The organism is Pseudomonas sp. NBRC 100443, from assembly GCF_030268185.1.
Lineage (GTDB): Bacteria > Pseudomonadota > Gammaproteobacteria > Pseudomonadales > Pseudomonadaceae > Pseudomonas > Pseudomonas citronellolis.
The window spans coordinates 124,735-149,784 of record NZ_BSQE01000001.1 but is presented as its reverse complement, the minus strand read 5'-3'; the positions used below and the strand labels follow the sequence as shown (position 1 = coordinate 149,784).

The window sequence follows — 25,050 nt, the reverse complement described above, 5'->3', positions numbered from 1 at the left end:
GAAAGGGGACAGATTTGAATGGCACTTACTTAACCCTTTTCGGATGACCGTGTTTCTTGATCGCTGCCCGAGCAGATTGACGTGTGCAGGTCAGTAATGGGTAGGGCTTTGGCCTTCGCTTGAGGGCTCTGGGTTCAACTCGCCCGGAGCGATTGCCGACACGCTGTTGCGCGACCAGAACCAGCAGGCCGCGAAGAGTCGTACCTCCGTCAGGATCATCGTCGAATTGCCGCCACGCCAGCCATAGCTGGAGGCTGTGCTTGAAGCTCAATTCACGGGGTAGGCAGTCAGCCATCGAGGCCGATTGCGCCATGATCAGGCGAATCAGGTTGTGTGCCAGCAGGTAAATCCAGAGTTCCTTGATAGCCATCGCGGGAGCTTTACAGCTCAGCATTTCGAGCCCCATCGTGGTTTTGAGATTGCGCAGATCCAACTCTACGTGCCAGCGGCTTTTGAACAGCGCTTTCAAGGCAGCCTTGGGCGTTTGAGTCGTGCAGCGCAGCGTCGTGACCAGAATCTTGTCGCCCGCTTTCAACTCCCGAACCTCCAACCTGTCAGGCACTTGCTCGTAGTAAGCCTGGCTCATCCAGGATGGGCGTTTCCGGGGCTTTTCCAGACCGATCAGATGATCGCGCGTCCCCAGGCGCTTACCTCGCCGAAAGTCGGTACTGCGCCGACGCGCACCATATTGCTCAAACACACCATCGATGCCCCTGCGTTGCAATTCGCACAGCAGGAAATAGGTCGCATAGTAGGCATCTCCCAGCAAAACATCGCCAGCGTTCAACGTATCGAGCATCGACCGCAACAGGGTTTGCTCATCGCCACCCTTGCCGCGAAAACGCCCCAATGCCGCATTCAGCACTGCACCGCTGGAGAGGCAGACAGTGCAGGTTAGTGGGAGAAATGATCCGGGTTGGATTCCTGATGGTAGGGTAAGTTGGAAGTAAAGATATGAACATCGATTCGCTAAGGCGTTATGAGTCTGCTGATGATTTTTTTGCGCTTAATGGAAGTGTTGTGATGAAGATGACAGTAGCCGCAGCTATCTCTGTATGCGAGCAGGCTATCAGTCATGGATTGGTTGTTTCTCGAGTTGAAGGTGGTATTTGGCATAATCCTGGGTTTGAAGCGCGTCTGGATTGTATCTGGGATGGGGCAGACTCCTCGGTAGATAAGGTTAGTGTGGAGAAAAGTAATAGGTTTGCTGCAGTTTTTATTAAGAGTGAAAGTTTTCAGCATGACACTTTTATCATTGCTGTGAGTAAGGTTTTATTTGGCGAGTGACGAAAGGGGGAATTTATTTTTCTACTCTAAAGCTGATCTGGCGGGCAGGGCTAGAGTAATGAAAATAAATCTGTCCCTTTTTTCTAATTTAACTTATATTCCTGTGGGTTTTTAATGTATGAAGTCTGCTGAGTATTATCGGTGTTTGCCAGAATCTATGTCGATAGAGGCTATAAGTTGTGAGTTTGCTGAGGTGTTGGAGAGTGTTAAGTCTGGAGTGGTGTCTAAGGAAGATGCTCTTAATGCTCTTTCAGAGTTAAGCGATAGGCAATGGAATACTTATGGTTTTTTGAATGATGAATTAAGATCGTCAATAGAGGATGCTTTAGTCAAACTTTGGGATGGCCAAAGCATAGGGGCGGCAGAAACGATAGTTTCGATAGTTGCGAGACTAGGGCTTGGGCGTGTTCTTAGGTTTTTGAGTGCCCTCGACTCCAGTCAAGTGTCTCCTGATGTATTGAAGGAGATACATGAAGCAGTAGAGGAGTTGAGAAATAATATAGATGATCCGTATAGTGGGATGCGAGACTAGAAAGCGAAATGACCGAAAAGGGACAGATTTATTTTTCCTACTCTAAAGCTGGTTGACTGGGCGCCAGGACTTGAGCGTTGGGGGAAATGTAGCGTTTGCAGAAATAAATATTGCTGAGCTAGCCCCTGAAACGATGGTATTGAAGGCGTTTAGCCGGTACGACGAGCGTGTAGGTGAGTTCCTGCCAAAACCTGGAGGTGATCTAGACTCCTGGGTGCTTAAACCTCAGGAAGCGACATCCAAATACATTGGAACCCCTGCTGCATATCTTCGGGATATGGATACTGAATTTAAGATATTAGAGACGGTCGCTCAGAATTTAGAAAGTAATCCGCTTGCATCTGGTGCTATAAATTTAATATCCGAAAAAATGGTCTGCCCTAGCTGCACGGATGTGGTTCGACAGTTTAGGGAGCGATATCCTAATGTTAAATTGAATATATTCACGGTGGAAAAATAATGAAGAATTATGATTTGGATTGGGAGGAAATATATGTGTTGGTACAGAGGCTATATATTAGGGCGATAGAAGATAAGGGGTTTCTGCCTGAGCAGGCTTTTTCGTATGTTCAAGAGGAAACGGATACGTTAAGACTGATGGGCAAACCTGGCCTGGAGTTGGTCTTGCAAACTGCAATATTTAAGATTGGCATGGGGTTCGGATTAAGATTGTCCCCGGATAGCCCTGATACAGAGGATGCGATTGAGAGTTTGTCGTTGATTTATTCTGATTTTGATATTTCAGATCTTGAAAGTTTCGGGCTGAAAGGGAAGGCCTTAGATGGCTTTCTAAATGATGTGAAATTGGTTTCAGATTTCTTTTTTTGTGAGAGGTAGTTTTGGAGGAAAAGGGGGCAGATTTGAATGGCACTTACTTAACCCTTTTCGGATGGCCATGTTTCTTGATCTCTGCCTGAGCAGATTGACATGTGCAGGTCAGTAGTGGATAGGGCTTTGGCCTTCGCTTGAGGGCTCTGGGTTCAACTCGCCCGGAGCGCTTGCCGACACGCTGTTGCGCGACCAGAGCCAGCAGGCCGCGAAGATTCGCGCCTCCGTTAGGATCATCGTCGAATTGCCGCCACGCCAGCCATAGCTGGAGGCTGTGCTTGAAACTCAATTCACGAGGTAGACAGTCAGCCATCGAGGTCGATTGCGCCATGATCAGGCGAATCAGGTTGTGTGCCAGCAGGTAAATCCAGAGTTCCTTGATAGCCATCGCGGGAGCTTTACAGCTCAGCATTTCGAGCCCCATCGTGGTTTTGAGATTGCGCAGATCCAACTCTACGTGCCAGCGGCTTTTGAACAGCGCTTTCAAGGCAGCCTTGGGCGTTTGACTCGTGCAGCGCAGCGTCGTGACCAGAATCTTGTCGCCCGCTTTCAACTCCCGAACCTCCAACCTGTCAGGCACTTGCTCGTAGTAAGCCTGGCTCAGTCAGCGTTCAACGTATCGAGCATCGACCGCAACAGGGTTTGCTCATCGCCACCCTTGCCGCGAAAACCACCCAATGCCGCGTTCAGCACTGCACCGCTGGAGAGGCAGTCGCCAATGTCGGCCGCGACCTGCCCCTGCAGAGCCTGCAGGACAGCGACTACTACGACTCCAAGCAGAAGAACGTCTCCGCCGGGGCGAGCGTCGCCATCATCGGCACTGGCGGCAGCGCCAGCGTCAGTGCCAGCCAGAGCAAGATCGACTCCAACTACAAGAGCGTGCAGGAGCAGACCGGCCTCTACGCCGGCAAGGGCGGCTTCCAGATCGACGTGGGCAACCACACGCAACTGGACGGCAGCGTCATCGCCAGCACCGCCGAAGCCGACAAGAACCGCCTGAGCACCGGCACCCTGGGCTGGAGCAGCATCGACAACAAGACCGACTACAAGAGCCAGCAACAGAGCGTCAGCATCAGCAGCGCCAGCGATGGCAGCGGCAAATTCATCAGCAACATGCCCAGCGGCATGCTGGTCGCCTACAACCACGGCGACAGCGCCAGCGGCACCACCGGCTCGGCCATCTCCAACGGCACCCTCGAAATCCGCGACCCGGCCAACCAGCAGCAGGACGTGGCCAGCCTGAGCCGCGACGTCGAGCACGCCAACGGCAGCATCAGCCCGATCTTCGACAAGGAGAAGGAACAGAACCGGCTGAAGCAGGTGCAGCTGATCGCCGAGATTGGCACCCAGGCGATGGATATCGTTCGGACGCAGGGGGAGATCAATGCCGAGAGCAAGGCGCGGGAGGAACTAGTCAAAAACGGTACTCCGAATCCTACGCGCGAAGAGATAGAGAACAGCGCCATCTACCAATCTGAGATGGCTCGTTATGGCACTGGCAGCGACTTGCAGCGTGCTGCTCAGGCCATAACCGCCGCGCTGCAAGGGCTTGCCGGTGGAGATATGGGGGCAGCCCTGGCGGGAGCTTCGGCGCCCTACCTTGCGAATCTCATCAAGCGTTACACCGATGGAAACACCGAAGCGCAATTGATGGCCCATGCTGTGCTGGGGGCGCTGGTCGCTCAGGCCCAAGGCAACTCCGCCGTCGCGGGTGCGGCAGGTGCGGCCACTGCTGAGGGTTTGGCATCAACCATCGCCAAGCAACTGTACGGCAAGGGTTCCGAAGACCTCACCGAGGCACAGAAGCAGACAGTGGTGGCGCTGGCCTCGCTGGCGGGCGGCATGGTGGGCGGGGTGCTGGAAGGCGGAGCCGAGGGTGCCGTCGCCGGTGCGAAAGGAGGACAGAACGCCGTCGAGAACAATGAGTTCGGCGGCAGGCTATACCTCGACCGTGTATTCGAGGCTTACGTGCAGAGCGGGGGGTGTGGCGGAGCCGCACGTCAACAGTGCCGCCAGGACTACGAGAACAAACAATTGGCCAATGGCGGCCTTGAAGTGGCCGCCACCTTTGCACTTTTGCCGGTAGCCATTGCGGGAGCGGCCAGTACTCCGGCGATACTCGCTGTTGCGAGAGCAGCAGTGGAGGCTTGCAAGCTCAACCCCATTCTGTGTGTTAACGAAACCAGCATTGCGGTAGCCGAGATGGGGATCGGCGAAGCTCTGCCTGCCGGGCTGGTGGGCGCGGCGGGTACAAAACTCACCCTTGAGCAGGCGACCAAGGTCCGTATTGCACAGGAGGTGGAGCAGCAGACTGGGCAGAAGCTGTCGGCTGATGCTATAGAGAGTATTTTGACGGGGGGAGTGGTGCAAAAGGGGTTGGTGAGGCTACTGCTTTGCGTACTCCGTTAGCTGGGCCAACAGGAAACTGGAATAACTACACTCACGCAGAGGCTGTAATTCAAACTCGGATCTCTGGGCAACTCGTTAACGCAGAAAAAGCAGTTATTGATCCTAATAAAATTACGTCATATGCGCTGAATACAGAGCATCCGGTCGGTGGCAACAAGGCTAAAGTTTTTGAGTCAGCTTTAGGCTATAGTCAAAAGAACGCTTCTGAACTAATCACGAAGGTGCAAGAAGGAGCTGCGCTGTATCCAGCTAAGCTAGGTGTCGCTGATAAATTTGGCCAACGCATAACCATCGACATGCCCATAACTGGCCCTAATGGGAAGACGGCAATTGTTCGAACCGGCTGGATTTATGATCCAGGCTCCTCGATTCCAAGAATGACGACTCTCTATGTCAAGTAAGGATCGTATTCAGTGAAGTACAAATTATTTGATGTTGTTGTTTTGAATGAGGATCTTTCGGATGAAGGACTGCGTGCTGGAATGATAGGCGCAGTAATTGATGTATATAGCCAGCCTGTTGAAGGATATGAGGTGGAATTTTGTGATGAACAGGGGCGTACAATTGCACAGCTAGCACTTTCACCTGACCAACTAAGATTAGCTCCTGACTCATAGTGAATAGCCCCGACTCTGCAACTGGCAGAATTTTTACTTGGATACGCGGAACTAATGGGTGGGAGTTATGATTGAATATGAAGATATCTCGATTCATTTGGAATTGAGCTATCGAGACAAATCAATGCCACTGCTGGCTAATGTAGTGGAAAAGCCTGTTTGGGAAAGTATTGAAAAGGGTATAAAGGGATCGTTTGAATTTGGTGGGTTCGTTCGGCTGGCAGTTATCGCCCCTAAGACATCTTTCGTTAGTCAGCTATCGATGAAATCCTTGCCAGGTAAATTTAGACTTGAAGTCCTAACTCGCGCGTCTAATCCTAAGGAAGAGTATCTTGAGTGGTGGGAACATTCTGACTCCACTTTTAGAGGCGTGGTCAGGTTTGGTGATGATGATTGGGATGCCCGAACGGTTTGCACGGACATCTCAGTAGCAAAAGCTATTTTCAAGGAGCTTTATGAAACGGGAGATTTACAGGCGGGGCTATCTCAAATGCGTTCTCCGTGGAACCCTAAGCCATAAAAGGACATCAACCTCATAGGGACGAAAAGGGGACAGATTTATTTTTCCTACTCTAAAGCTGGCTGGCTGGACAGGATTAGGGTGTGAGAAATAAATCTGTCCCCTTTTCGCTGCTTATGTCCACATATATCAATATGGGAGGGGCCTATATTGGAAGCCAAGTTAAGGGTGGAAATTCTAACTCTGCCGTAGTTGGCGCTGTAGCGGGAGGTGCTGCTGGAAAGACTCTGTGGGTAGGAGTGGCAAGTGAAGTTTCGTCTGGGGTAAAAGAGCAGTTGGAAGGAGTGGGAGGGGCGATCTCGTCAGAGTTTGTCAGTGATCAAATTTCTGGAATTATGGATAAGAAGAAATGAACGGGAAATTTTCTGTTCTTCGATTTTTGATAAAGAGCTATGTTGTGTGCACTGGCGCTATCTTTGTGGCTATGGTGTTGGGAGTGTATGTTTCCGCTGCAATAGAGAATGTGAATATAGATCTTGAGAGGGTGATTCTGGATGCGGCAATTGACTCACTAAAAGGAGGGGCGGTCATGACTGCTGCTGCTGCAGCAGTGATGTTGAAGAACTATTGGTTTAGAGTTCGGAAGTAATTATCTTGTTTAAAAGGATCTTGCTTAGGTGCTAATGAATTTGGACGGAAATGAAAAATAAATTTGTTTTTTGGTTTTTATGGGGAGTTAAGAGTCTTGCAGTGTGTATTGAATGTTGTATTTTTGCAATATTTTTGGCAGGCAATATTAGTGAGCTTGTACAAGGTAAGGGGCTGGATGTGGAGGGGTGGTTCGTATACTCCCTACACTAAGGCGGAGTGTTAGGAGGTATTGTCTTTTGTTCGTTAGTGGTCTTAATTATTTTAAACTATTTTTTTAAGATACGTCGCTAACTTTCAGAGCACTTGAGGTCGCCCCCACTGCTACTGGTGATCTGATGAAGTATTAATGCCATGAAGCCATATGTTCATATTGGGACCGAAAAGGGATTTGAATGGCACTTACTTAAGCGCTAAGCGATTGATTCAGAAAAGAAAGGCTGCTCTTGGTCTACGGTGATAGTTGCGAACACACACCGAGCCCAAGGAGCAGCCCAGATGAATCCTAAGCGCCAAGCCGTCATTCATCAACAGCAGCGCGCCCGTCGGCATACATCGAATACGGACGCTTACGCCTTCTTCAACCTGCTAAGGAAACTCTGAAAAAGCCTGCCTTTTCGAGTTTGCAGGCCTGTAAGCCGCGTGGCTACTGGGGCGCATTTTTCGAGTAGGGGCTTTTTCAGATCATCCCTAATGCATAAAAATCCCCGGTCTCTGCCTGGGATTTTCAGCGTCTCAACTATTGTCGCCTGCCTAGCTGCTCATAGTCAGCCTGATACAACGACCAGGCATCGGAGGCCAAGCAGCGCAGCGAGCGGCTGATCGCGCAGTAAGGATTCAGCTCCGGATCGCCCAGACGCTAGGATAAATTGGAAGTAAAGATATGAACATTGATTCGCTAAGGCAATATGAGTCTGCTGATGATTTTTTCGCGCTTAATGGGAGTGTTGTGATGAAAATGACGGTAGCCGCAGCTATCTCTGTATGCGAGCAGGCTATCCGTCATGGGTTGATTGTTTCTCGAGTTGAAGGTGGTATTTGGCATAATCCTGGATTTGAAGCGCGTCTGGATTGTATCTGGGATGGGGCAGACTCCTCGGTAGATAAGGTTAGTGCGGAGAAAAGTAATAGGTCTGCTGCAAGTTTTATTAAGAGTGAAAGTTTTCAGCATGACACCTTTATCGTTACTGTGAGTAAGTTTTGATTTGGCGAGTGACGGATTTATTTTTTCTACTCTAAAGCTGGCTGACTGGGCAGGATTAGGGTGTGAGAAATAAATCCCCTTTTCTGCTTTTGGTGCTTACTATTTGAGGTCTAGATGATGGATGAGTGGAAAAGGCTCTCTGATTTTGATGATCTAATAGCAAGGGGTGTTGTAATTAGATCTCCATCAGGTGGGTTGTATGAGGAATATGTGGATATTATTGTATTTGACCCGCTGGACCGGAACAGGGGAATGGGAGGGCTGATTGTCTCAGGGCAGAAGGCGGGTATGTATTTGGCAATTTTCCCAGTTGAAAGTACCGAAGGAAGGTGCCTTAAAAAAAGATGGGTTATCGAGAATTGGCAGCGCTGGTTCTTTCCTGGGGTTGATGTCGGAGACGTCTATTGTGCTAGGTTTCCAGCGCCAGCTTCATTGCCGAAGAGTTAGCGGAGCTGAAAGGGAGCGAAAAGGAAACAGACTTATTTTCCTGTCCTCACAAAATAAGCCTGTCTCTTTTTTCCTGAACCAGTAAATAGCCGCACCTACCCCTCACCTATCCAGCATCAACCTCGGCATCTCCTCCAGCGGCACCCACAGCTCCCCCTGCCAATCCAGCAACATCACCCGGCGTGCCTGCCAGCTCATCAGTACGCGGCGGGGTGTGTGGTGGTCGGGGGTGTGTTGGTCGCGCAGGGTGGGGATGACTTCGCGGCTCAGCCATTGGTCCAGGTGCTGGCTTTCCGGGTGGCCGAAGCGGATCAGGGCCTTGTAGAGGCCGGCTTCGTTGATCATGTCGAGCGGTTCTTCGCTGTCGGTGGCGTAGCGGACGTGGATGCGGCGGGTTTCGTGGGGGTGGAAGCGATGGTGGAAGCGCTGGGGGTAGCCGATGCCGAGGAGGCGGGCGAGGTCCTGGGCGGCGAACCAGGGTTGGTTGTCGATCATCACGCCGCGCAGGGGGCGGCCGTGGCGAATGAAGGTGGTTGGGGTGTATGCGTCGTGCATTGTCGGACTCCTATTCCATTGAGGAGCCGCCGCCATCCGCTGTCAGTCGAATGGAGGCGGACCGTGCGGGGGTGACAGACCGGGAATAGGAACCGGCAGACCCGAAGGTCTCCCCCGCACGATCCGCCATGGAGGATTGCAGCAGAAAACTGCAGGTGTGCGGGAGCCTGCGAAAACGTTCGCCGTTTTCGCCTGCACCTTCTGGCGCATCGCGCCTATTCGTCGGACTGTCAAACCCGGCCACGGGACTGACCGTGGCCGGGGCAGGATAGGCAGGTCGCTGGAGCGGCGGAAGACGGATAATTTCCGAAATTCCCTGTAGGACGGGGCTTGGCGACAAGGCGGCGGATTTATCCCGGGCTGCCAGCCGGCTCTGCCTCCACTTCGATGTCCAGGCGCTGCAACCTGAAGCAGGCCGGCTCCGCTCCGCTGTCCAGTGCTTCGCCGAGCAGGGCGATGTAGCGGCTTTCAGCTTCTTCCACCAGCAGCTTCTTGCCGCTGGCCAGCGGCAGCGTGGGGCAGAGGATGCGTGTCGTGCCAGCGTCGTCCAGCAGCAGGGCGTTGCGCGGGGCGCTTTCCTGCAGTTTGCTGCGCAGGGTGATGCGGCAGGCGCGGGGATGTTTCGAGAGCCAGGCGAGGGTCAGCTGGGCTTGGCCGTTGCCTGCCGGGGTTACCCTGTCGACGCGCGCCAGTTGCCAGGGCGCTTCGGAGCCGGGGCGGATGCCGAGCAGGTCGCCGGCCTTGGGCGGTGGGGGCTCGCCGTTGCTCCAGAGCGCGGATACGCCGTTGGAAAGGGGCGTGACCTGGCTCAGCGCTATGACCGGGGGCCGTTCGGCGGCGCTTTCGCTGGGGGATTTGAATTCGATGGGTTCCAGGTGCGGCACTTCTTCGTCGAGCCCGGCCCGGCCGTCGCTGTGGATCGCCCAGACGTCCTGCGCCTTGGCCTGGAGGGCGAAGTGACGGGCGTCCAGGGCGGCCTCGTCCTTGCCGGCGCCCAGGTGCTCCAGGAGTGCGCCGAAGCCGTGGCAGGCTTCCCAGTCGGCGCCGGGCGGCTGGCCGCGCCAGCTGCGCAGCAGGTGGTCCTTGAGGTCGAACCCCTCTTTGGCGCCGCCGAGGCCCTTGAAGTGCTGCATCACCTTGATCGCTTCGTCCAGCTGCAGCGCCAGCCGGCCCTCGGTGGCGGGCGTCTTGTCGATGTCGAGGAACGCCTGGTCGCGGTCGCTGGCGATGATCCAGCGGTCCGTGTCGCGGGCATTGCCCAGGCGGGCCGTCGAGGCGAGCGTTTCCAGGGATTCGATCAGCACCTGCAGGGCTTCCCCGGGCATCTGCAAGGGGGCCGAGCTTGCCAGCAGCAGGGCGCCGAGGTAGCCGCGGCTGATGCTTTGGCTGCGGGCTTCCGGGATTTCCGGGTCCTTCACGTCGATGTCCTGCAGCGACGCCTGCCGGGCCTTGGCGTAGAGGCGATGGAGCAGGCGCCAGAAACCGGCCGGTGCCTCCTGGCCGTTGAGCAGGGCGCTGAAGTGGATTTCCTGGGCGCTGCGCAGCGTGCGCTGCAAGAGCAGTGCCTTGAGTTGCGCCTCGGTGCATTCGCCCCGGGCCAGGGCCCAGTAGCCCTGGATCAGCCGGCGGTGCAGGGCGGCGATGAGTTGCGCCGCCTTGTCCGCCCGCCGTCGCTCGGTGCTGCCCCGTCGGTCGCCGAGCAGTTCGGCGAGGTTGTGCCCCAGGTCGAAGACTTCCGCTCGCGAACGCTCCAGTTGCTTGAGGCGTGTGGCTGGCGGCAGGCGTGCGGAATCCAGGTCGACCAGGCGGTGGTAGAGGGCTCGTGTCCGGGTTGCCAGGTAGGCAACGTCGGGGCGCCGGGTGGCGTCGTTCGACTGCGTTTTCATCGCGGAAGGCTCTAGGTTGCGGTTCTCCAGAACTTGCCCGGAGACTGCTTGCTTCGCTATGCGATGGGTTTAGGACGCATCTGAAAAATGCCGGGGAAAGGGCTTTTTGCATGGACTGTTGCGCGCCGATGTGCTCGCCAGGGCCAGGAGCACCGTGCTGGAGCCGCGGTTCCGTCCACTGCGCGAAGAGGATTTCTTGAGGCACTTCTGATTCCACGTAGGTGGTATGGGTGGTGGCGCAATGCTTGTGTTTTAATGGCGCGGCCAGGTAACAAGATGTTTTCGAAGGATCGACGGGATGCAGTTCATTCCCACAGGCTGGATGCCAGGCCTTGTCTCGCCTCCTCCTGCCGTTCACGCCGGTACGTCCTGTAGCGGCTGCGTTTCCCGTGCTCGAACTTTCCTTCCTCGCATGCCTGCGTGCATGGGTTCCGCCGTGCGCGTCGGGTGCCCGGGCCCATCGTGGTTCCGGTTGCCATGGTGGCTCTATGGCATTGCCTGGCCATTGAGAAGACGGCCGTCGGCATTGGCTGGCGGCCCTGTTTATTGGATTTCCGAGGGGGAATGCAGTGTGAAGATGAAAATGTCCCGGGGCTTGTTGTTGGGCGTGGCGTCCGCCGCCCTGCTGACGGTCGGCGGTTGTGCCACGGAAAGCTCCAGGGCGCTGCCGGTGCAGCAGGTGGAGAGCGTCAACAAGCCGTATTCCGGCGTGCGTTCGCCCATCGCGGTGGGCAAGTTCGATAACCGCTCCAGCTACATGCGGGGGATTTTCTCCGATGGCGTCGACCGCCTTGGCGGCCAGGCCAAGACCATCCTGATCACCCGCCTGCAGCAGACCAACCGCTTCAACGTGCTGGACCGCGACAACATGAGCGAGATCCAGCAGGAAGCCGCGATCAAGGGCCAGGCCCAGCAGCTCAAGGGCGCCGACTACGTGGTGACCGGCGACGTCACCGAGTTCGGCCGCAAGGAAGTCGGCGACCGCCAGTTGTTCGGCATCCTCGGGCGCGGCAAGACCCAGGTGGCCTATGCCAAGGTCGCGCTGAACATCGTCAACATCAGCACCTCCGAGGTCGTCTATTCCTCGCAGGGGGCGGGCGAGTACGAGCTGTCGAATCGCGAGATCATCGGCTTCGGCGGCACCGCCAGCTATGACTCCACGCTCAACGGCAAGGTCCTCGACCTGGCCATGCGCGAGGCGGTGAACAAGCTGGTGAACGCGGTGGACAGCGGCGCCTGGAACCCGGCCCGATAACCCGAAGAAAAGCAGGGAGTAGTGATGTTCATGGGTAAGAACTTTGTTGCCAGGGGCTGCCTGGTGGCGCTGGTATGCGCAGGCGTGGCGTCGCTTGCCGGGTGTTCCTCGCCGAAGACGCTGTACCAGTGGGAAAGCTACCAGTCCCAGGTCCACGACTATTTCACCACCGAGGCGAAGGAGGCGCAGGCCGAGGCGCTGGAGCGCGACCTGCAGAAGATCGCCGCCACCGACGGCCATGTTCCGCCGGGCTATCACGCGCAACTGGGCCTGCTGTATTCGAGCCTGGGCAAGGACGACCAGATGGTCCAGCAGTTCAATACCGAGAAGGCGTTGTTCCCGGAGTCGTCGGCCTACATGGATTTTCTGCTGAAGAACGCAAGGCAAGGGGGTAGCAAGTGATGTGGAACCCGATCAAGCCCCTGCTGGCCCTGTTCGCGCTGGCGCTGCTCGCCGGTTGCGCGCCGCAGAAGACCGTCGACTACTCAGCCTACAAGCAGGCCCGGCCGCGTTCGATCCTGGTGCTGCCGCCGCTGAACGATTCGCCGGACGTGAAGGCGACCTACAGCATGCTCTCGCAGGTGACCTTCCCACTCGCCGAGGCCGGGTACTACGTGTTGCCGGTGGCGTTGGTGGCCGAGACGTTCCGCCAGAACGGCCTCTCCACCCCGGCGGACATCCATGCGGTGTCCCCGGCGAAGCTGCAGGAAATCTTCGGTGCGGATGCGGCCCTGTACATCACCGTGACGCAGTACGGCACCAGCTACATGGTGCTGAGCAGCGCGACCGTGGTGACCGCCGGGGCCAAGCTGGTGGACCTGAAGACCGGCACCACGCTGTGGACGGGAAGCGCCACCGCCTCCAGCGAGGAGGGCAGCAGCAATAACAACGGCGGCCTGCTGGGCATGCTGATCACCGCGGCGGTCAAGCAGATCATCAGCAGCGCCCAGGACGATGCCGGCTACCCCATCGCCGGTGTCGCCAGCCAGCGCCTGCTGTCCGCCGGGCGGCCGGGTGCGCTGTTGTACGGCCCGCGTTCGCCGAAGTACGGCACCGACTGACCCGCCGAGGCCGGGCGAGGGGATGAGGTTGTCTCTTCAGCCGTCGGCAAGGATGGGCCCGGCGTCCCTGCCATGACCTATCCGCCCTCAGCAAGGGCCCGCCCAGCATTCGCCGGACGGGCCTGGCGGGGCAATCAGACGATTCCGATCAGACGCGGAAGTGGCTCACCAGCGTCTGCAGCTGCCCGCCCAGGCGCGCCAGTTCCACGCTGGAGGCGGCGACTTCTTCGCTGGCCGCGGCGGTCTGTTCGGACACGTCGCGCACGCTCACCACGCTGCGGCTGATTTCCTCGGCCACGGCGCTCTGTTCCTCGGCCGCTGTGGCGATCTGCTGGTTCATCGCCTGGATGTTCGACACGGTGCGGGTGATGCTGCCCAGGGATTCGCCGGCCTGGCGGCTCAGGGCCACGCTGCTGGCGGTCAGCTCGCGGCTGCCGAGCATGACGCTGGAGACCTGGCGGGTGCCGCTCTGCAGGCCGGCGACCAGGGCTTCGATCTCTTCGGTGGATTGCTGGGTGCGCTGGGCCAGGGCGCGGACTTCGTCGGCCACCACGGCGAAGCCGCGGCCGGCCTCGCCGGCGCGGGCGGCTTCGATGGCGGCGTTGAGGGCCAGCAGGTTGGTTTGTTCGGCCACTGATTTGATCACGTCCATGACCTTGCCGATCTTCTCGCTTTCCTGTTCCAGGCGCTGCATGGCGTCGGCGGAGCGTTCCACTTCCTCGGCCAGGCGCTCGATCTGTTCCACGGCCTGGTTCACCACGCGGTCGCCGTCGTGGGCTTCGCGGTCGGCGGCGGAGGCGGCCTGGGAGGCCTGCTCGGCGTTGCGCGCCACTTCCTGCACGGTGGCGGACATCTCGTGCATGGCGGTGGCCACCTGGTCGGTTTCCACCTTCTGGCTGTTGGCGCCGGCGCTGGTCTGCTCGGTGACCGCCGACAGCTCCTCGGCGGCGCTGGCGATCTGCGTCACGCCATCGCGGATGCCGCCGATCAGGTCGCGCAGGCTGTGGCTCATGCGCTGCATGCTCTGTTGCAGGCGGCCGAGTTCGTCGCGGCGCTCGACCTGGATGTCGCGGGACAGGTCGCCGGCGGCGATGCGGTCGACCACTTCCATGGTGGCGTGCAGCGGGCGGGTGATCTGCCGGGTGATGACCAGCGCGGCCAGGCCGCCCAGCACCAGGGCCAGCAGGGTGAAGAGCACCTGCAGGTTGCGGGCGCGGGCGCTTTCGATGTCGCGGCGGTCCAGTTGCAACTGGTAGAGGGATTCGCTGAGCTTGACGATGTCCTGGCCCTGGGTGGTCATTTCCTTGCGCGCCTGGACGATGGCGGCCATGTTTGCCCGCAGCGCCTGCACGCCCTCGCGGTAGCCGCGCAACGCCGCGCCCAGTTGCTGCACGCGGGCCGCCAGGTCGGGGCCGAGGGTGTTTTCCAGCGTCGGCAGGCTGGCGAGGCTTTCGTCCAGGTGGCGGGTGACGCCGTCGCCATCGCGGGACAGGGCGGTGGCCAGGTAGTCGCGCACGTCGTAGCGGGCCTGCAGCAGGTCCTCGCGGGTGCGGCTGATGGCCTGGTAGCGGGCGGCGCGTTCTTCGTCGGCCGGGGCCTTGAGCACGTCTTCCTGCAACTGCGCGGTCAGCTCGCCGGCGCGGGCGGCCTCGCCTTCCAGGGCGCGGCGGGTGGCGTTGGCGTTCTGGTAGCCGCTGCGCATGGCGGCCAGGGATTTCTCGTAGTCGGCGATGACGCCGCCCAGTTGGTCGAGCATGCGCACGTTCTCGGGGCTGACGAAGTAGCCGCGCAGCTTCTGCTGGTGGGCCTTGAATTCGCCCAGGGCGCTCATGACGGCGCCGGCTTCCTGCTCGCCGCCGTCGGCGATCATGTATTGCAGGCGGGTGATGCGCAGCTTGGTGAGGCGGGCGTTGAGCTCGGTGATGTCGCTCATCCAGTTGCTGCGGTCGATCAGCGAGCCCAGGCCGACCCAGCTGACCGCGGCGAGGATGGCGGTAAACGCCAGGACCACGCCGAAGCCGAGGGCCAACTTGAGGTTCACGCTCAGGTTGGATATCCAGCTATGCATTGACGATCTCCAAAGAAGGTTCGGTGAAGGCAGGCCATTCGGAGATTGTTCTTGTCGAGGCCATGGCAAGGCGCACCGCGCCAGGGAGGAGTTATCGGCAGGGCATGGCGGAACCGTAGGAAAAGTAAGAAAAATCTGACGCCAGAAACGCGGCGAGCCATTCCGGGGACGGTCAGCCCCCGGTTATCCACAACGCCAGCAGCGGCACCAGATTGAACAGCAGCACGCCGATCTTGTAGATGGCCATGCCGCCGTAGTGCAGGGCGTCGAAGGCTTCCCGGCCCAGGCCGAACCAGTGCTTGTGCAGGCGGTACAGGCCGTCGTGGGCGAGGCTGAAGGCGCCGAACCAGAGCAGCAGCACGGCGTAGTTGAGCAGGGTGCACCAGAGCAGGAATTCCTGCGGGTCTCTGACGTTCATGGCGATCTCCCGGGCGTTTTTTCATTCGAGGGCGTCTATGTCGGACGGTTCCAGCGCTCGCCGAACGTCGCGGCCAATGGCGGGGCGGCCGGCCGCCGTGGATAATGCGCCACTGCCGTGCCGCGGCTTTGCGGCGTGGCCCGCGGCCGGTTCCCGCGCGGTGGTGGTCGCCCCGCTGCGCCCGTGGTTTCCCGGCCCCTCTCCCTGGTCCTCTCGTCCGCCGTGCGCAGCGTCGCCCGGCGAGGTAGCCCCATGTTCAGCCCGCTCGTCACCTTCCCCGCGCTTTACACCGCCACCCTCCTGATGCTGGCCGGCTCCGGCCTGTTCACCACCTACATGGGCCTGCGCCTGACCGCCGAGGGCGCCGGCGACCTGTGGGTCGGCGGCCTGATGGCGGCCTACTATTTCGGCCTGGTCTGCGGCGGCAAGTTCGGCCACAAGCTGATCGCCGGCTTCGGCCACATCCGTTCCTACGTGGCCTGCGCGGGCCTGGCCACGGTGATCGTGCTGCTGCACGCGCTCATCGACACCCTGGCGGTCTGGGTGGCGCTGCGCTTCGTGATGGGCGCGGTGATGATGAACCAGTACATGGTGATCGAGAGCTGGCTCAACGAGCAGGCCGAAGGGCACCAGCGCGGCAAGGTGTTCGCCGGCTACATGGTGGCGGTGGACCTCGGCCTGGTGCTCGGCCAGGGCCTGCTGGCGGCGAGCCCGGCGCTGGACTACAAGCCGTTGCTGCTGGTGGCGATCTGCTTTTCCGCCTGCCTGATCCCGCTGGCGCTGACGCGCCGCGTGCACCCGGCCAAGCTGGTGGCGGCGCCGCTGGAGATCGGCTTCTTCTGGAAGCGCGTGCCGCAGTCGCTGGGCACCATCTTCGTCGCCGGCCTGATGGTCGGCGCCTTCTACGGCCTGGCGCCGGTGTACGCCAACCGCAACGGGCTGGACACCTCGCAGTCGAGCCTGTTCGTCGGCATGTGCATCGTCGCCGGCTTCTGCGCGCAGTGGCCGCTGGGCTGGCTGTCGGACCGCGTCAACCGCAGCTGGCTGATCCGCGGCAACGCGCTGCTGCTGTGCGTGGCCGCCGCGCCGATGTGGGGGCTGATCCAGCTGCCCTACTGGGCGCTGCTGGCCAATGGCTTCGTCACCGGCATGCTGCTGTTCACCCTCTACCCGCTGGCAGTGGCCCTGGCCAACGACCACGTCGAGCAGCCGCGACGCGTGGCGCTCTCGGCCATGCTGCTGACCACCTACGGGGTGGGCGCGTGCATCGGCCCGCTGTTCGCCGGCGCGCTGATGAGCCACTTCGGCCCGGGCATGTTCTACATGCTGGTGTCGGCCTATGCGCTGGTGCTGATCTTCTGGGTGCAGCCGCGGCGCGTCACCGGCATCCACCGCGTCGACGAGGCGCCGCTGCACCACGTGGCCATGCCCGACACTGTCAGCCCCATGGCCGCCACCCTCGACCCGCGGGTGGACGAGGTGCCGGAAGAGCTGGTGGTGGAGGCGCCGCCGAGCATCGGCCGCTCCGACGGTTCGCCCGACCAGGCGAGCTGACCTGCGGAAATGAGAAAGCCCGGCGAATGCCGGGCTTTTCTTTCACCTTGCGGTGTACTGCGCGTGGCTTCAGGCCTGTCGGAAGTGGGCGTTGAAGACGGTGTCGCCACCGGATTCGGCAACGCTCATGGCGCCATGCAGACGGTCGATGGTGTGGCTGCTGCCGTTTTCGGCGACGCGGGCTTCCTCGCTACCCATCTGTTTGTGCAGACGGTCGATGGTGTTGGAGCTGCCGTTCTCGGCTACGCGAGCCTCTTCACCCATCTGCTGGTGCAGGCGGTCGATGGTGCGGCTGCTGCCGTTCTCGGCCACGCGGGCTTCTTCACCCATTTGCTTGTGCAGGCGATCGATGGTCTGGCTGCTGCCGTTTTCCGAAACGCGGACCTGCTCGCTCAGTTGCTTGTGCAGACGGTCGATGGTCTGGCCGCTGCCGTTCTCGGCGACGCGGGCCTGCATTTGCTGGTGCAGACGGTCGACGCTGTAGGAGGAACCGTTCTCGGCCACTTGCGGGGCGGCGAAGGCGAGGTTGGCGGCGATCAGGGAAAGGGCGAAACCGAAGGTGAGAGTGCGTTTCATGATGTGTGGCTCCTGGAGGAAAGGGGTGTTGTTCTGGACACGGAGCCAGTATCCAATCTGGATTATCGATTTGAAAACGAAGCCGGGCAATTGTCGTTATCGATGCCGATGATGTTTAATTTATTCCTTTAAAAACAATAAATTGATTGTGAATATTGACTTCTATCAATGGTCTCGATGGGGCGTATCGACGTGATTGTTAATATCTGTCGATTAGATAAATCTACCAGCGCAAAAGGCCATGGCTATCGCCGCAAGCGGCCCGGACGCTCGCTAAGCCGCATGCCAGAGCGGTTGCGCCTGTTTCTGGGGCATGGCGTCGGCTTGCATCGACGCGCGGATGCCGGCGTGCGGTCGGGGTGGCGTGCTACGGTGGGGAAGCGTTCGATTTTCCGCCCCGGCGATTTTTCCGGCATTTCGCCGGCGCCCTGCGGTCCAACCCGGTAGAAGAGCCTGCCTGGGCGCACCCAACCGACGCGGCGACAAGGAGTTCTGCATGATGCGCGGCGCAAAGATCTGCCTGTTCAGCCTTGCCGGCCTGCTCACCCTGCTGGTGGCGGCGCTGGCGTTCATCGCCACCTTCGACTGGAACCGCGTGCGGCCGTTGATCAACGACAAGGTCTCCGCCGCCATCGGCCGCCCCTTCGCCATCAACGGCGAGCTGCAGGTGCTCTGGCAGCGCGAACCGGAGGAGGGCGGCTGGCGCGCCTGGGTGCCCTGGCCGCACTTCGCCGCCAGCGACATCACCCTGGGCAACCCCGACTGGGCGCAGGGCAAGACCCGCGCGGCCGAGTTCGCCAGCCTCAAGCACGTGGAGTTCCGCCTTTCGCCGCTGCCGCTGCTGTGGCACCAGGTGGTGATCCCGCAGGTGCGCCTGACGCAGCCCAGCGCCGACCTGCTGCGCCTGGCCGATGGCCGCGCCAACTGGACCTTCACCCTGCCGCCCAAGGAAGAGGGGCAGCCCGAGGAGCCCACGCCCTGGTCCCTGGCCATCGGCGAGATCGGCTTCGACAAGGGCCGCGTGGGCTTCGACGACCAGACCCTGAAGACGCGCCTGGAAGTGCTGGTGGACAGCCTCGGCAAGCCGGTGCCCTTCGCCCAGTTGGCCGGCAAGGCGCTGGGCGGCGAACAGGCGGCGGCCACCCAGGACTACGTGTTCGGCTGGAAGGTGCGCGGCACCTACAAGAGCCTGCCGCTGGCCGGCGAGGGCAAGGTGGGCGGCGTGCTGGCCCTGGAAGACGCCAGCCGGCCGTTCCCGCTGCAGGCCGAGGTGAAGGTGGGTGACACCCGCGCCGCGGTGGTCGGCACCCTTACCGATCCGCTGCACCTGGGCGCCCTGGACCTGCGCCTGAAGCTGGCCGGCAACAGCATGGCCAACCTCTACCCGCTGACCGGCGTGACCCTGCCGGACACCCCGGCTTATTCCACCGACGGCCGCCTGCGCGCGCAACTGCACGACCCGGACGGCGCGCGCTTCGAGTACCAGAACTTCAACGGCAAGGTCGGCGAGAGCGACCTGCACGGCAGCCTGACCTTCGTCAACGGCCAGCCGCGGCTGCGGCTCAGCGGCAAGCTGACCTCCGAGCAGCTGCGCATGGCCGACCTCGGCCCGCTGATCGGCGCCGACAGCAACGCGCAGAAGCAGGCGCGCGGCCAGAGCACCCGCCAGCCGGCGGACAAGGTGCTGCCGGTGGAGGAATTCCGCACCGAGCGCTGGCGCGCCATGGACGCCGACGTGGAGTTCGCCGGCAAGCGCATCGTCCACAGCGACAAGCTGCCCATCAGCGACCTGCAGACCCACCTGCGCCTGGAAAACGGCCTGCTGCGCCTGGACCCGCTGCGCTTCGGCGTGGCCGGCGGCAGCCTGACCGCGCAGATCCGCCTGGACGGCGGCAAGGCGCCGATGCAGAGCCGGGTACAGCTGCAGGCCCGCGGCTTCAAGCTGAAGCAGCTGTTCCCCAGCTTCGCGCCCATGCAGACCAGCTTCGGCGAACTCAACGGCGACGCCGCCCTGAGCGGCACCGGCAACTCGGTGGCGGCCATCCTCGGCGGCGCCAACGGCGAGCTCAAGCTGCTGATCAACGACGGGCGGATCAGCAAGGGGCTGATGGAAATCGCCGGGCTGAACGTCGGCAACTACCTGGTGGCCAAGCTGTTCGGCGACGACGACGTGAAGATCAACTGCGCGGCGGCCGACGTCGGCATCAGCAAGGGCCTGGCCCAGCCGCGGATCTTCGCCTTCGATACCGAGAACGCCATCATCAACGTCGAGGGCACCAGCAACTTCGCCACCGAGCAGCTGGACCTGGACATCATCCCTCACAGCAAGGGCGTGCGGCTGTTCTCGTTGCGCTCGCCGCTGTACGTGCAGGGCACCTTCAAGAACCCGAAGGCCGGGGTCCACGCCGGCCCGCTGATCGCCCGCGGCGCCGGCATGGTCGCCCTGGGCGTGGCGGCGGGGCCGGCGGCCGGGCTGCTGGCGCTGATCGCGCCGAGCAAGAGCGAGGACAACCAGTGCGCCGCCCTGCTGGCGCAGATGAAGCAGCCGGCCCGGGCGCCGAAGCGCTGAGTCAGTAGATGGGGATGTACAGGTCGGTTTCCGAGGTGGCGTCGTCCGGCCCGTGGAAGCGCTCGGTGTAGCGCTCGAAGGATGGCGCGTGGCGCGGCTCCAGCCCGCGCTGGGGCAGCAGCTCGGCATGGATGCGCTGGAAGCTGTCGGCGATGCCTTCCACCGGCCCGATATGAGTGAACACGGCGTACTTCTGCGCCGGCACTTCGAACTTCACCATGCCCTCGGGCACCGTTGTACCCGGCGCCACCGGCAGCCCGGCGACGTAGTGGAAGACGCCGCCGGCGGCCTGGGCGCAGATGCCATAGGCGCTGCGGTCGTCGGCCTGCGCGGCGACCTCGTGCTCGCGCGGCAGGAAGCGCTGCCAGAGCTGGCCGATGCTGCCGTCCTGGCCGTCGCCACGGTATTCCAGGCCCACCACGCTGAAGGCGGGCAATTCGACGATGCGGTGTTTCATGAGGTCCTCTCCTGTTTTCCTGCTCGCATGATAGACGGCAGCGATAAAGGCTGAATATTTTTCGCAGCGCCCGGTCCATTGCTCTGTTCCCCCTTTGCAGAAGGAGATTGCCATGCCTCGCAACGGTACGCAGGGCCACACGGCGCGCCACGAGAAGCAGCGGGCGCACGTTCAGGCGCATTATGGGAAGCTGGGCCTGAGCCCGGAAGAGGTGGACGCCCTGGCCAGGCTCGCCCGGCGCAGCAAGCCGGCCACCGAGAAGTTGCTGGGCATGACGCGCAAGGAGTTGCTGGCGCGCGCGACCCGCGCAGGCGTGCGCGGGCGCTGGCGGATGACCAAGGCGGAACTGGTGGCGGCGCTCAGCTGAGCGCCGCCCGCCGGCCTCAGGGGTGGGCGTCGCGGTCGTGGCGGTCGCGTTCGGAACAACTGAGGAAGCCGGTCCCGTCGACCTTGCCCTGGTCGTCGAAGGTCACGTAGTAGGGCTGCTCGCGGCCGTCCTTGTTGAGGATGTAGCTGTTGCAGCTACCGGCCTTGTACGCCCGCGCCTGGCTGCTGGACGGCGGGCCGCCGACGCGCAGCACCTCGTCCTTGCTCATGCCGTCGTGCACGTCGCGCACCAGCGGCGCGTCGCGGTAGGTCACCAGGTTGACCGGGTTCTGCACCCGGGTGGATTCATGGGAACAGCCCGCGAGCAGGGCCAGGGCGGTGGCGGTCAGCAGGGCTTGCCGGTACATGGGGCCTCCTTGTCGGCTCGGACCTGTGGGTGGTGCTGTTTCGAGTCGGGGGCGGGGAGGGGAGTTCGAAAAAACTGGGGGGATGGGGCTTGGGGCGGTGGCGTATAACCGCGAACGGTTATACGCCCTACGGGGAGTGTGGCTTGTAGGAGCGAGCTTGCTCGCGAATCGTGCCTACCGGGGACTTTGGGGGGTGGGCTGTAGAGCGCCCTCTCCCTAACCCTCTCCCTGAAGGGAGAGGGGACCGTTGGGCAGACGCTGGTGTTCTGGAGTCAGCCGGCGACGCCGAAAGCTACCGGCTGAACCATTCCCTCTCTCGGCACGGACAAGCCCCCTCTCCCTTCAGGGAGAGGGCCGGGGAGAGGGGACGTGCTCAGGTCCAGCTCAAGAGCAATCGGGAAACTCCATTCGCGAGCAAGCCCGCTCCTACGAAAAGCCAGCCCCTCAGCCGTAGCGCTTTTTCGCCTCGATAGCCAAACCGCTACCGATGCCGCCGAAGCGGTCGCCATCGACGTGGCGGGCGTTGGGCAGCATGGCGGCCACGCTCTGGCGCAGGGCCGGGACGCCGCTGGAGCCGCCGGTGAAGAACACGGTGTCGACCTTGTCCGGGTCGATGTCGGCATCGCCCAGCAGCTTGCCGATGCCGGCGCGCACGCGTTCCAGTTGCGGCTCTATCGCTCCCTCGAACAGCTCGCGGGTCAGTTCGGCCACCAGGCCTGGCTCGATGCGCGCCAGGTCGATGTCGCGGCGCTGGCTGTCGCTCAGTTCTATCTTGCTGGCTTCCACCTGCATCGCCAGCCAGTGCCCGGCGCGCTGTTCGATCAGGCGGAACAGGCGGTCGATGCCGGTGCCGTCGACGATGTCGTAGCGCATGTTCTTCAGCGCCAGCTGCGACTTCTGCGCGTACACCGCGTTGATGGTGTGCCAGGTGGCCAGGTTCAGGTGGTAGCTGGTGGGCATCAGCGCGTCGGACTTCATCCGGCTGCCGTAGCCGAACAGCGGCATCACGCCCTGCAGGCTGAGCTGCTTGTCGAAGTCGGTGCCGCCGATGTGCACGCCGCCGGTGGCCAGGATGTCGGCCTGGCGCTCGGCCTGCTCGCGGCGTTCCGGGGCCAGGCGCACCAGGGAGAAGTCCGAGGTGCCGCCGCCGATGTCGACGATCAGCACCAGTTCCTCGCGCTGGATGCCGCGCTCGTAGTCGAAGGCCGCGGCCAGGGGCTCGTACTGGAAGGAGATGTCCTTGAAGCCGAGTTTCTGCGCCACCGCCACCAGGGTGTCCTGGGCTTCGCGGTCGGCTTCGGGATCGTCGTCGACGAAGAACACTGGGCGGCCCAGCACCACGGCCTCGAACTCGCGGCCGGCGACTACCTCGGCGCGCTTCTTCAGCTCGCCGATGAACAGCCCGAGCAGGTCCTTGAACGGCAGGGCGCTGCCCAGCACCGTGGTCTCGCTCTTGAGCAGCGGCGAGCCGAGCAGGCTCTTCAGCGAGCGCATCAGGCGCCCTTCGTAGCCTTCCAGGTATTCGCCCAGGGCCTGGCGGCCGTAGACCGGGCGGCGTTCCTCGGTGTTGAAGAAGACCACCGAGGGCAGGGTGATCTTGCCGTCTTCCAGTGCGATCAGCGGTTCCACCTCGGGGCGCCACCAGCCGACGGTGGAGTTGGAGGTGCCGAAGTCGATGCCCAGGGCGCGGGCGTCAGTGGAGTGCAGCATGGCGGAAAGGTCCGGCGAAAAAAACGGCCGCGCAGTTTACGCGAGTGCGCCCGGGCCTGCTCGACTATCGGCTCATGTGCCGCTGGACGGTGGAGGTTATAGAGTGCTTGGGAAGGCCTTGTAGTTTTGCTACATTTGCCATCCTGTAGTTTTGCTACATGAGTTTGCCGATTCCGCAGAACCCTTTCCCACTTCCAGGTCGCAGTTGGATCCCGCCATGCACAGAGCCTCCCACCACGAGCTACGCCAGAGTTTCCGGGCGTTGCTGAACTCTTCCTCCTGCTACCACACGGCATCGGTGTTCGACCCGATGTCGGCGCGCATCGCCGGTGACCTCGGCTTCGAGGTCGGCATCCTGGGTGGTTCTGTAGCTTCGCTACAAGTGCTCGCGGCGCCCGACTTCGCCCTCATCACCCTCAGCGAGTTCGTCGAGCAGGCCACCCGCATCGGCCGCGTGGCGCGCCTGCCGGTGATCGCCGACGCCGACCACGGCTACGGCAACGCGCTGAACGTGATGCGCACCATCGTCGAGCTGGAGCGCGCCGGCGTGGCCGCGCTGACCATCGAGGACACCCTGTTGCCGGCGCAGTTCGGCCGCAAGTCCACCGACCTGATCCCGGTGGAGGAAGGCGTGGGCAAGATCCGCGCGGCGCTGGAGGCGCGGGTGGACCAGGAGATGGCGATCATCGCGCGGACCAACGCCGAGGTGATCGAGGTGGACGACGTGATCCGCCGCACCCTGGCCTACCAGGCCGCCGGCGCCGACGGCATCTGCATGGTCGGCATCCGCGACTTCGAGCACCTGGAGGCCATCGCCCGGCACCTGAGCGTGCCGCTGATGCTGGTGTCCTACGGCAACCCGAAGCTGCACGACGACAAGCGCCTGGCCAAGCTCGGCGTGCGCATCGTGGTGGACGGCCATGCCGCCTACTTCGCCGCCATCAAGGCGACCTACGACTGCCTGCGCGAGCAGCGCGGCGTGGATGCCTCCGACCTGACCGCCTCGGAGCTGGCGAAGAAGTACACCCTGCCGGAGGAGTACCAGATCTTCGCCAGGGAATACATGGAAGTGAAGGAGTAGGGCCTTTCAGGCTTCCCCGTTCTCGCCGAGCTTCTCCAGCAGGTACTCGACCTGGGCGTTGAACGGGTAGAGCAGGGTGCCGGCCGGGCGCTCGGTCAGCCGCAGGTAGCGCCAGCGGGCGCGCATCGCCTCGCCTTCGACGCTGGCCGGCAGGGCGGCGAACTGCGTCTCGATGGTCTGCTGCAGGTCGGCGATGGCCTCGCGCAGGGTGTCGGTGTCTTCCCCCAGCAGGCGGTGGTTGGCCCGCTTGGCCTGCAGCAGGGCCAGGCGCTGCAGGTTGGCCGCCAGGGTCGCATCCCCCGGCGCGGCGCCGGGCTGGAGGCGGAATTCCTGCAGCAGCGCCGAGACTTCCAGGGCCTGGGCCAGCGCCTGGCGCAGCGCCGGGCCGCTCTGTTCGTAGCCGCTTTCCACCTGCGCCACCGTTTCGCCGTAGAGCGACCAGATGTCCTGCAGCGTCTCGCCGTTGTGCTGTTCGGCGACCTGGCCCTGGAAGGCCTCGTCGAGCCGTTCCAGGCGCTTGAGGAAGCGTTCGTCCCCCGTGGCGCTGTAGAGCAGCAGGTAGCGCTGCGCGGCCTGCAGGGTGGCGTCGAAGTCATCGGCCAGGGCCGCGGTCGGCAGGCTGGCCAGCAGGCTCAGCAGCAGGGAAAGGACGAGGCGGTGCATGGGGCGGCTCCTGGCGATGGAGCCGCCATTC

The 25,050-nt window shown here is 61.5% G+C and carries 28 protein-coding genes and 3 pseudogenes; 19 read left to right on the top strand and 12 right to left on the bottom strand.

The genetic code is table 11. The features are described from left to right. Positions 1 to 25 precede the first annotated feature (25 nt). Positions 26 to 886: pseudogene (locus QSJ95_RS00745) on the bottom strand (IS4 family transposase); the annotation flags it as partial. Positions 887 to 954: 68 nt separating this feature from the next. Here QSJ95_RS00745 and QSJ95_RS00740 point away from each other — a divergent pair. From QSJ95_RS00740 to QSJ95_RS00730, 4 genes are all read left to right on the top strand, one after another. Further along, complete coding sequence (locus QSJ95_RS00740) at positions 955 to 1,287, top strand: colicin immunity protein (protein WP_285639150.1); 333 nt, start codon at positions 955 to 957, stop codon at positions 1,285 to 1,287. Positions 1,288 to 1,405: 118 nt separating this feature from the next. After that, positions 1,406 to 1,819, top strand: coding sequence for a hypothetical protein (locus QSJ95_RS00735; RefSeq protein WP_285639148.1), 414 nt, complete (start codon positions 1,406 to 1,408; stop codon positions 1,817 to 1,819). 52 nt (positions 1,820 to 1,871) lie between these two features. Further along, positions 1,872 to 2,279 carry a deaminase domain-containing protein gene (locus tag QSJ95_RS32850; protein ID WP_352230809.1) on the top strand — a complete coding sequence of 136 codons (408 nt, stop codon included), beginning with the start codon at positions 1,872 to 1,874 and terminating at the stop codon, positions 2,277 to 2,279. Further along, positions 2,279 to 2,656, top strand: coding sequence for a hypothetical protein (locus QSJ95_RS00730; RefSeq protein WP_285639146.1), 378 nt, complete (start codon positions 2,279 to 2,281; stop codon positions 2,654 to 2,656). Before QSJ95_RS32850 ends, QSJ95_RS00730 begins: the two co-directional genes overlap by 1 nt. Before the next feature lie 34 nt (positions 2,657 to 2,690). Here the strand turns inward: QSJ95_RS00730 and QSJ95_RS00725 are convergent. Then, positions 2,691 to 3,358: pseudogene (locus QSJ95_RS00725) on the bottom strand (transposase); the annotation flags it as partial. Between QSJ95_RS00725 and QSJ95_RS00720 the strand changes: the two are divergent. From QSJ95_RS00720 to imm45, 8 genes are all read left to right on the top strand, one after another. Further along, on the top strand, positions 3,290 to 5,056 hold the full coding sequence (locus QSJ95_RS00720) for a VENN motif pre-toxin domain-containing protein (protein ID WP_352230808.1): 1,767 nt from the start codon (positions 3,290 to 3,292) through the stop codon (positions 5,054 to 5,056). The pseudogene QSJ95_RS00725 and the gene QSJ95_RS00720 sit on opposite strands and share 69 nt — an antisense overlap. Further along, positions 5,041 to 5,457, top strand: a complete 417-nt coding sequence (locus tag QSJ95_RS00715) for a DUF6883 domain-containing protein (protein ID WP_285639145.1) — start codon at positions 5,041 to 5,043, stop codon at positions 5,455 to 5,457. Before QSJ95_RS00720 ends, QSJ95_RS00715 begins: the two co-directional genes overlap by 16 nt. Positions 5,458 to 5,469: 12 nt before the next feature. Beyond that, a complete protein-coding gene (locus QSJ95_RS00710) occupies positions 5,470 to 5,673 on the top strand; it encodes a DUF4926 domain-containing protein (protein ID WP_285639143.1) in 204 nt (67 codons plus the stop codon). Positions 5,674 to 5,740: 67 nt separating this feature from the next. Beyond that, a complete protein-coding gene (locus tag QSJ95_RS00705) occupies positions 5,741 to 6,193 on the top strand; it encodes a DUF6911 family protein (RefSeq protein WP_285639141.1) in 453 nt (150 codons plus the stop codon). Positions 6,194 to 6,276: 83 nt separating this feature from the next. Continuing rightward, the gene (locus QSJ95_RS00700; RefSeq protein WP_285639139.1) at positions 6,277 to 6,546 is read left to right on the top strand and encodes a hypothetical protein; all 270 of its coding nucleotides are present in this window, start codon (positions 6,277 to 6,279) and stop codon (positions 6,544 to 6,546) included. Next, a complete protein-coding gene (locus QSJ95_RS00695; RefSeq protein WP_285639137.1) occupies positions 6,543 to 6,782 on the top strand; it encodes a hypothetical protein in 240 nt (79 codons plus the stop codon). Before QSJ95_RS00700 ends, QSJ95_RS00695 begins: the two co-directional genes overlap by 4 nt. Positions 6,783 to 7,664: 882 nt before the next feature. Further along, positions 7,665 to 7,985 (top strand): colicin immunity protein, encoded by a 321-nt coding sequence (locus tag QSJ95_RS00690; protein ID WP_285639136.1) that lies wholly within the window; start codon positions 7,665 to 7,667, stop codon positions 7,983 to 7,985. 114 nt (positions 7,986 to 8,099) lie between these two features. Then, positions 8,100 to 8,432, top strand: a complete 333-nt coding sequence (gene imm45 / locus QSJ95_RS00685; protein ID WP_141766186.1) for an Imm45 family immunity protein — start codon at positions 8,100 to 8,102, stop codon at positions 8,430 to 8,432. Between the two features lie 102 nt (positions 8,433 to 8,534). Here imm45 and QSJ95_RS00680 read toward each other — a convergent pair whose 3' ends face one another. Beyond that, positions 8,535 to 8,987 carry a BRO-N domain-containing protein gene (locus tag QSJ95_RS00680; RefSeq protein WP_285639132.1) on the bottom strand — a complete coding sequence of 151 codons (453 nt, stop codon included), beginning with the start codon at positions 8,985 to 8,987 and terminating at the stop codon, positions 8,535 to 8,537. 350 nt (positions 8,988 to 9,337) lie between these two features. Continuing rightward, positions 9,338 to 10,873: a cyclic-di-GMP receptor FimW-related protein gene (locus QSJ95_RS00675; protein ID WP_285639130.1), complete on the bottom strand. Its 1,536-nt coding sequence runs from the start codon at positions 10,871 to 10,873 to the stop codon at positions 9,338 to 9,340. A gap of 577 nt (positions 10,874 to 11,450) precedes the next feature. Between QSJ95_RS00675 and QSJ95_RS00670 the strand changes: the two genes are divergently transcribed. Genes QSJ95_RS00670 through QSJ95_RS00660 form a run of 3 tightly spaced genes read left to right on the top strand, consistent with a single transcriptional unit; the run spans position 11,451 to position 13,189 of the window. Beyond that, complete coding sequence (locus tag QSJ95_RS00670; RefSeq protein ID WP_285639128.1) at positions 11,451 to 12,128, top strand: CsgG/HfaB family protein; 678 nt, start codon at positions 11,451 to 11,453, stop codon at positions 12,126 to 12,128. Positions 12,129 to 12,158: 30 nt separating this feature from the next. Beyond that, positions 12,159 to 12,530: a DUF4810 domain-containing protein gene (locus QSJ95_RS00665; protein ID WP_043316621.1), complete on the top strand. Its 372-nt coding sequence runs from the start codon at positions 12,159 to 12,161 to the stop codon at positions 12,528 to 12,530. Continuing rightward, on the top strand, positions 12,530 to 13,189 hold the full coding sequence (locus tag QSJ95_RS00660) for a DUF799 domain-containing protein (RefSeq protein WP_058488245.1): 660 nt from the start codon (positions 12,530 to 12,532) through the stop codon (positions 13,187 to 13,189). Before QSJ95_RS00665 ends, QSJ95_RS00660 begins: the two co-directional genes overlap by 1 nt. A 148-nt stretch (positions 13,190 to 13,337) precedes the next feature. On the opposite strand, the gene QSJ95_RS32915 is transcribed toward QSJ95_RS00660, so the two are convergent. From QSJ95_RS32915 to QSJ95_RS00650, 3 genes and pseudogenes are all read right to left on the bottom strand, one after another. Further along, positions 13,338 to 14,201: a methyl-accepting chemotaxis protein gene (locus tag QSJ95_RS32915; protein WP_407072426.1), complete on the bottom strand. Its 864-nt coding sequence runs from the start codon at positions 14,199 to 14,201 to the stop codon at positions 13,338 to 13,340. Next, positions 14,193 to 15,122 (bottom strand): annotated as a pseudogene (locus tag QSJ95_RS32910) (methyl-accepting chemotaxis protein); the annotation flags it as partial. The pseudogene QSJ95_RS32910 and the gene QSJ95_RS32915, both read right to left, overlap by 9 nt. A 307-nt stretch (positions 15,123 to 15,429) precedes the next feature. Further along, the gene (locus QSJ95_RS00650) at positions 15,430 to 15,675 is read right to left on the bottom strand and encodes a DUF6868 family protein (protein ID WP_009613362.1); all 246 of its coding nucleotides are present in this window, start codon (positions 15,673 to 15,675) and stop codon (positions 15,430 to 15,432) included. 252 nt (positions 15,676 to 15,927) lie between these two features. Here QSJ95_RS00650 and QSJ95_RS00645 point away from each other — a divergent pair, with 252 nt between their 5' ends. Then, complete coding sequence (locus tag QSJ95_RS00645) at positions 15,928 to 17,229, top strand: MFS transporter (RefSeq protein ID WP_276215270.1); 1,302 nt, start codon at positions 15,928 to 15,930, stop codon at positions 17,227 to 17,229. Between the two features lie 69 nt (positions 17,230 to 17,298). On the opposite strand, the gene QSJ95_RS00640 is transcribed toward QSJ95_RS00645, so the two are convergent. After that, complete coding sequence (locus QSJ95_RS00640) at positions 17,299 to 17,805, bottom strand: hypothetical protein (protein ID WP_009613357.1); 507 nt, start codon at positions 17,803 to 17,805, stop codon at positions 17,299 to 17,301. A 496-nt stretch (positions 17,806 to 18,301) separates the two neighbouring features. Between QSJ95_RS00640 and QSJ95_RS00635 the strand changes: the two genes are divergently transcribed. Next, positions 18,302 to 20,374, top strand: coding sequence for an AsmA family protein (locus QSJ95_RS00635; RefSeq protein ID WP_285639116.1), 2,073 nt, complete (start codon positions 18,302 to 18,304; stop codon positions 20,372 to 20,374). A 1-nt stretch (position 20,375) separates the two neighbouring features. On the opposite strand, the gene QSJ95_RS00630 is transcribed toward QSJ95_RS00635, so the two are convergent. Next, complete coding sequence (locus QSJ95_RS00630) at positions 20,376 to 20,831, bottom strand: GyrI-like domain-containing protein (protein WP_285639114.1); 456 nt, start codon at positions 20,829 to 20,831, stop codon at positions 20,376 to 20,378. A 112-nt stretch (positions 20,832 to 20,943) separates the two neighbouring features. On the opposite strand from QSJ95_RS00630, the gene QSJ95_RS00625 reads away from it, so the two are divergent. Next, on the top strand, positions 20,944 to 21,198 hold the full coding sequence (locus QSJ95_RS00625) for a hypothetical protein (RefSeq protein ID WP_043268683.1): 255 nt from the start codon (positions 20,944 to 20,946) through the stop codon (positions 21,196 to 21,198). Positions 21,199 to 21,214: 16 nt separating this feature from the next. On the opposite strand, the gene osmE is transcribed toward QSJ95_RS00625, so the two are convergent. Together osmE and QSJ95_RS00615 are read right to left on the bottom strand one after the other, a co-directional pair. Continuing rightward, entirely contained in the window at positions 21,215 to 21,565 is a 351-nt protein-coding gene (gene osmE / locus QSJ95_RS00620; protein ID WP_009613351.1) for an osmotically-inducible lipoprotein OsmE, read from the bottom strand. Between the two features lie 444 nt (positions 21,566 to 22,009). Beyond that, positions 22,010 to 23,275: an Hsp70 family protein gene (locus QSJ95_RS00615; RefSeq protein WP_285639109.1), complete on the bottom strand. Its 1,266-nt coding sequence runs from the start codon at positions 23,273 to 23,275 to the stop codon at positions 22,010 to 22,012. Positions 23,276 to 23,492: 217 nt separating this feature from the next. On the opposite strand from QSJ95_RS00615, the gene QSJ95_RS00610 reads away from it, so the two are divergent. Next, on the top strand, positions 23,493 to 24,356 hold the full coding sequence (locus tag QSJ95_RS00610) for an oxaloacetate decarboxylase (RefSeq protein ID WP_009613347.1): 864 nt from the start codon (positions 23,493 to 23,495) through the stop codon (positions 24,354 to 24,356). Between the two features lie 6 nt (positions 24,357 to 24,362). Here the strand turns inward: QSJ95_RS00610 and QSJ95_RS00605 are convergent, their stop codons facing one another. Then, a complete protein-coding gene (locus QSJ95_RS00605; protein WP_269962237.1) occupies positions 24,363 to 25,019 on the bottom strand; it encodes a hypothetical protein in 657 nt (218 codons plus the stop codon). Positions 25,020 to 25,050: the final 31 nt, after the last annotated feature.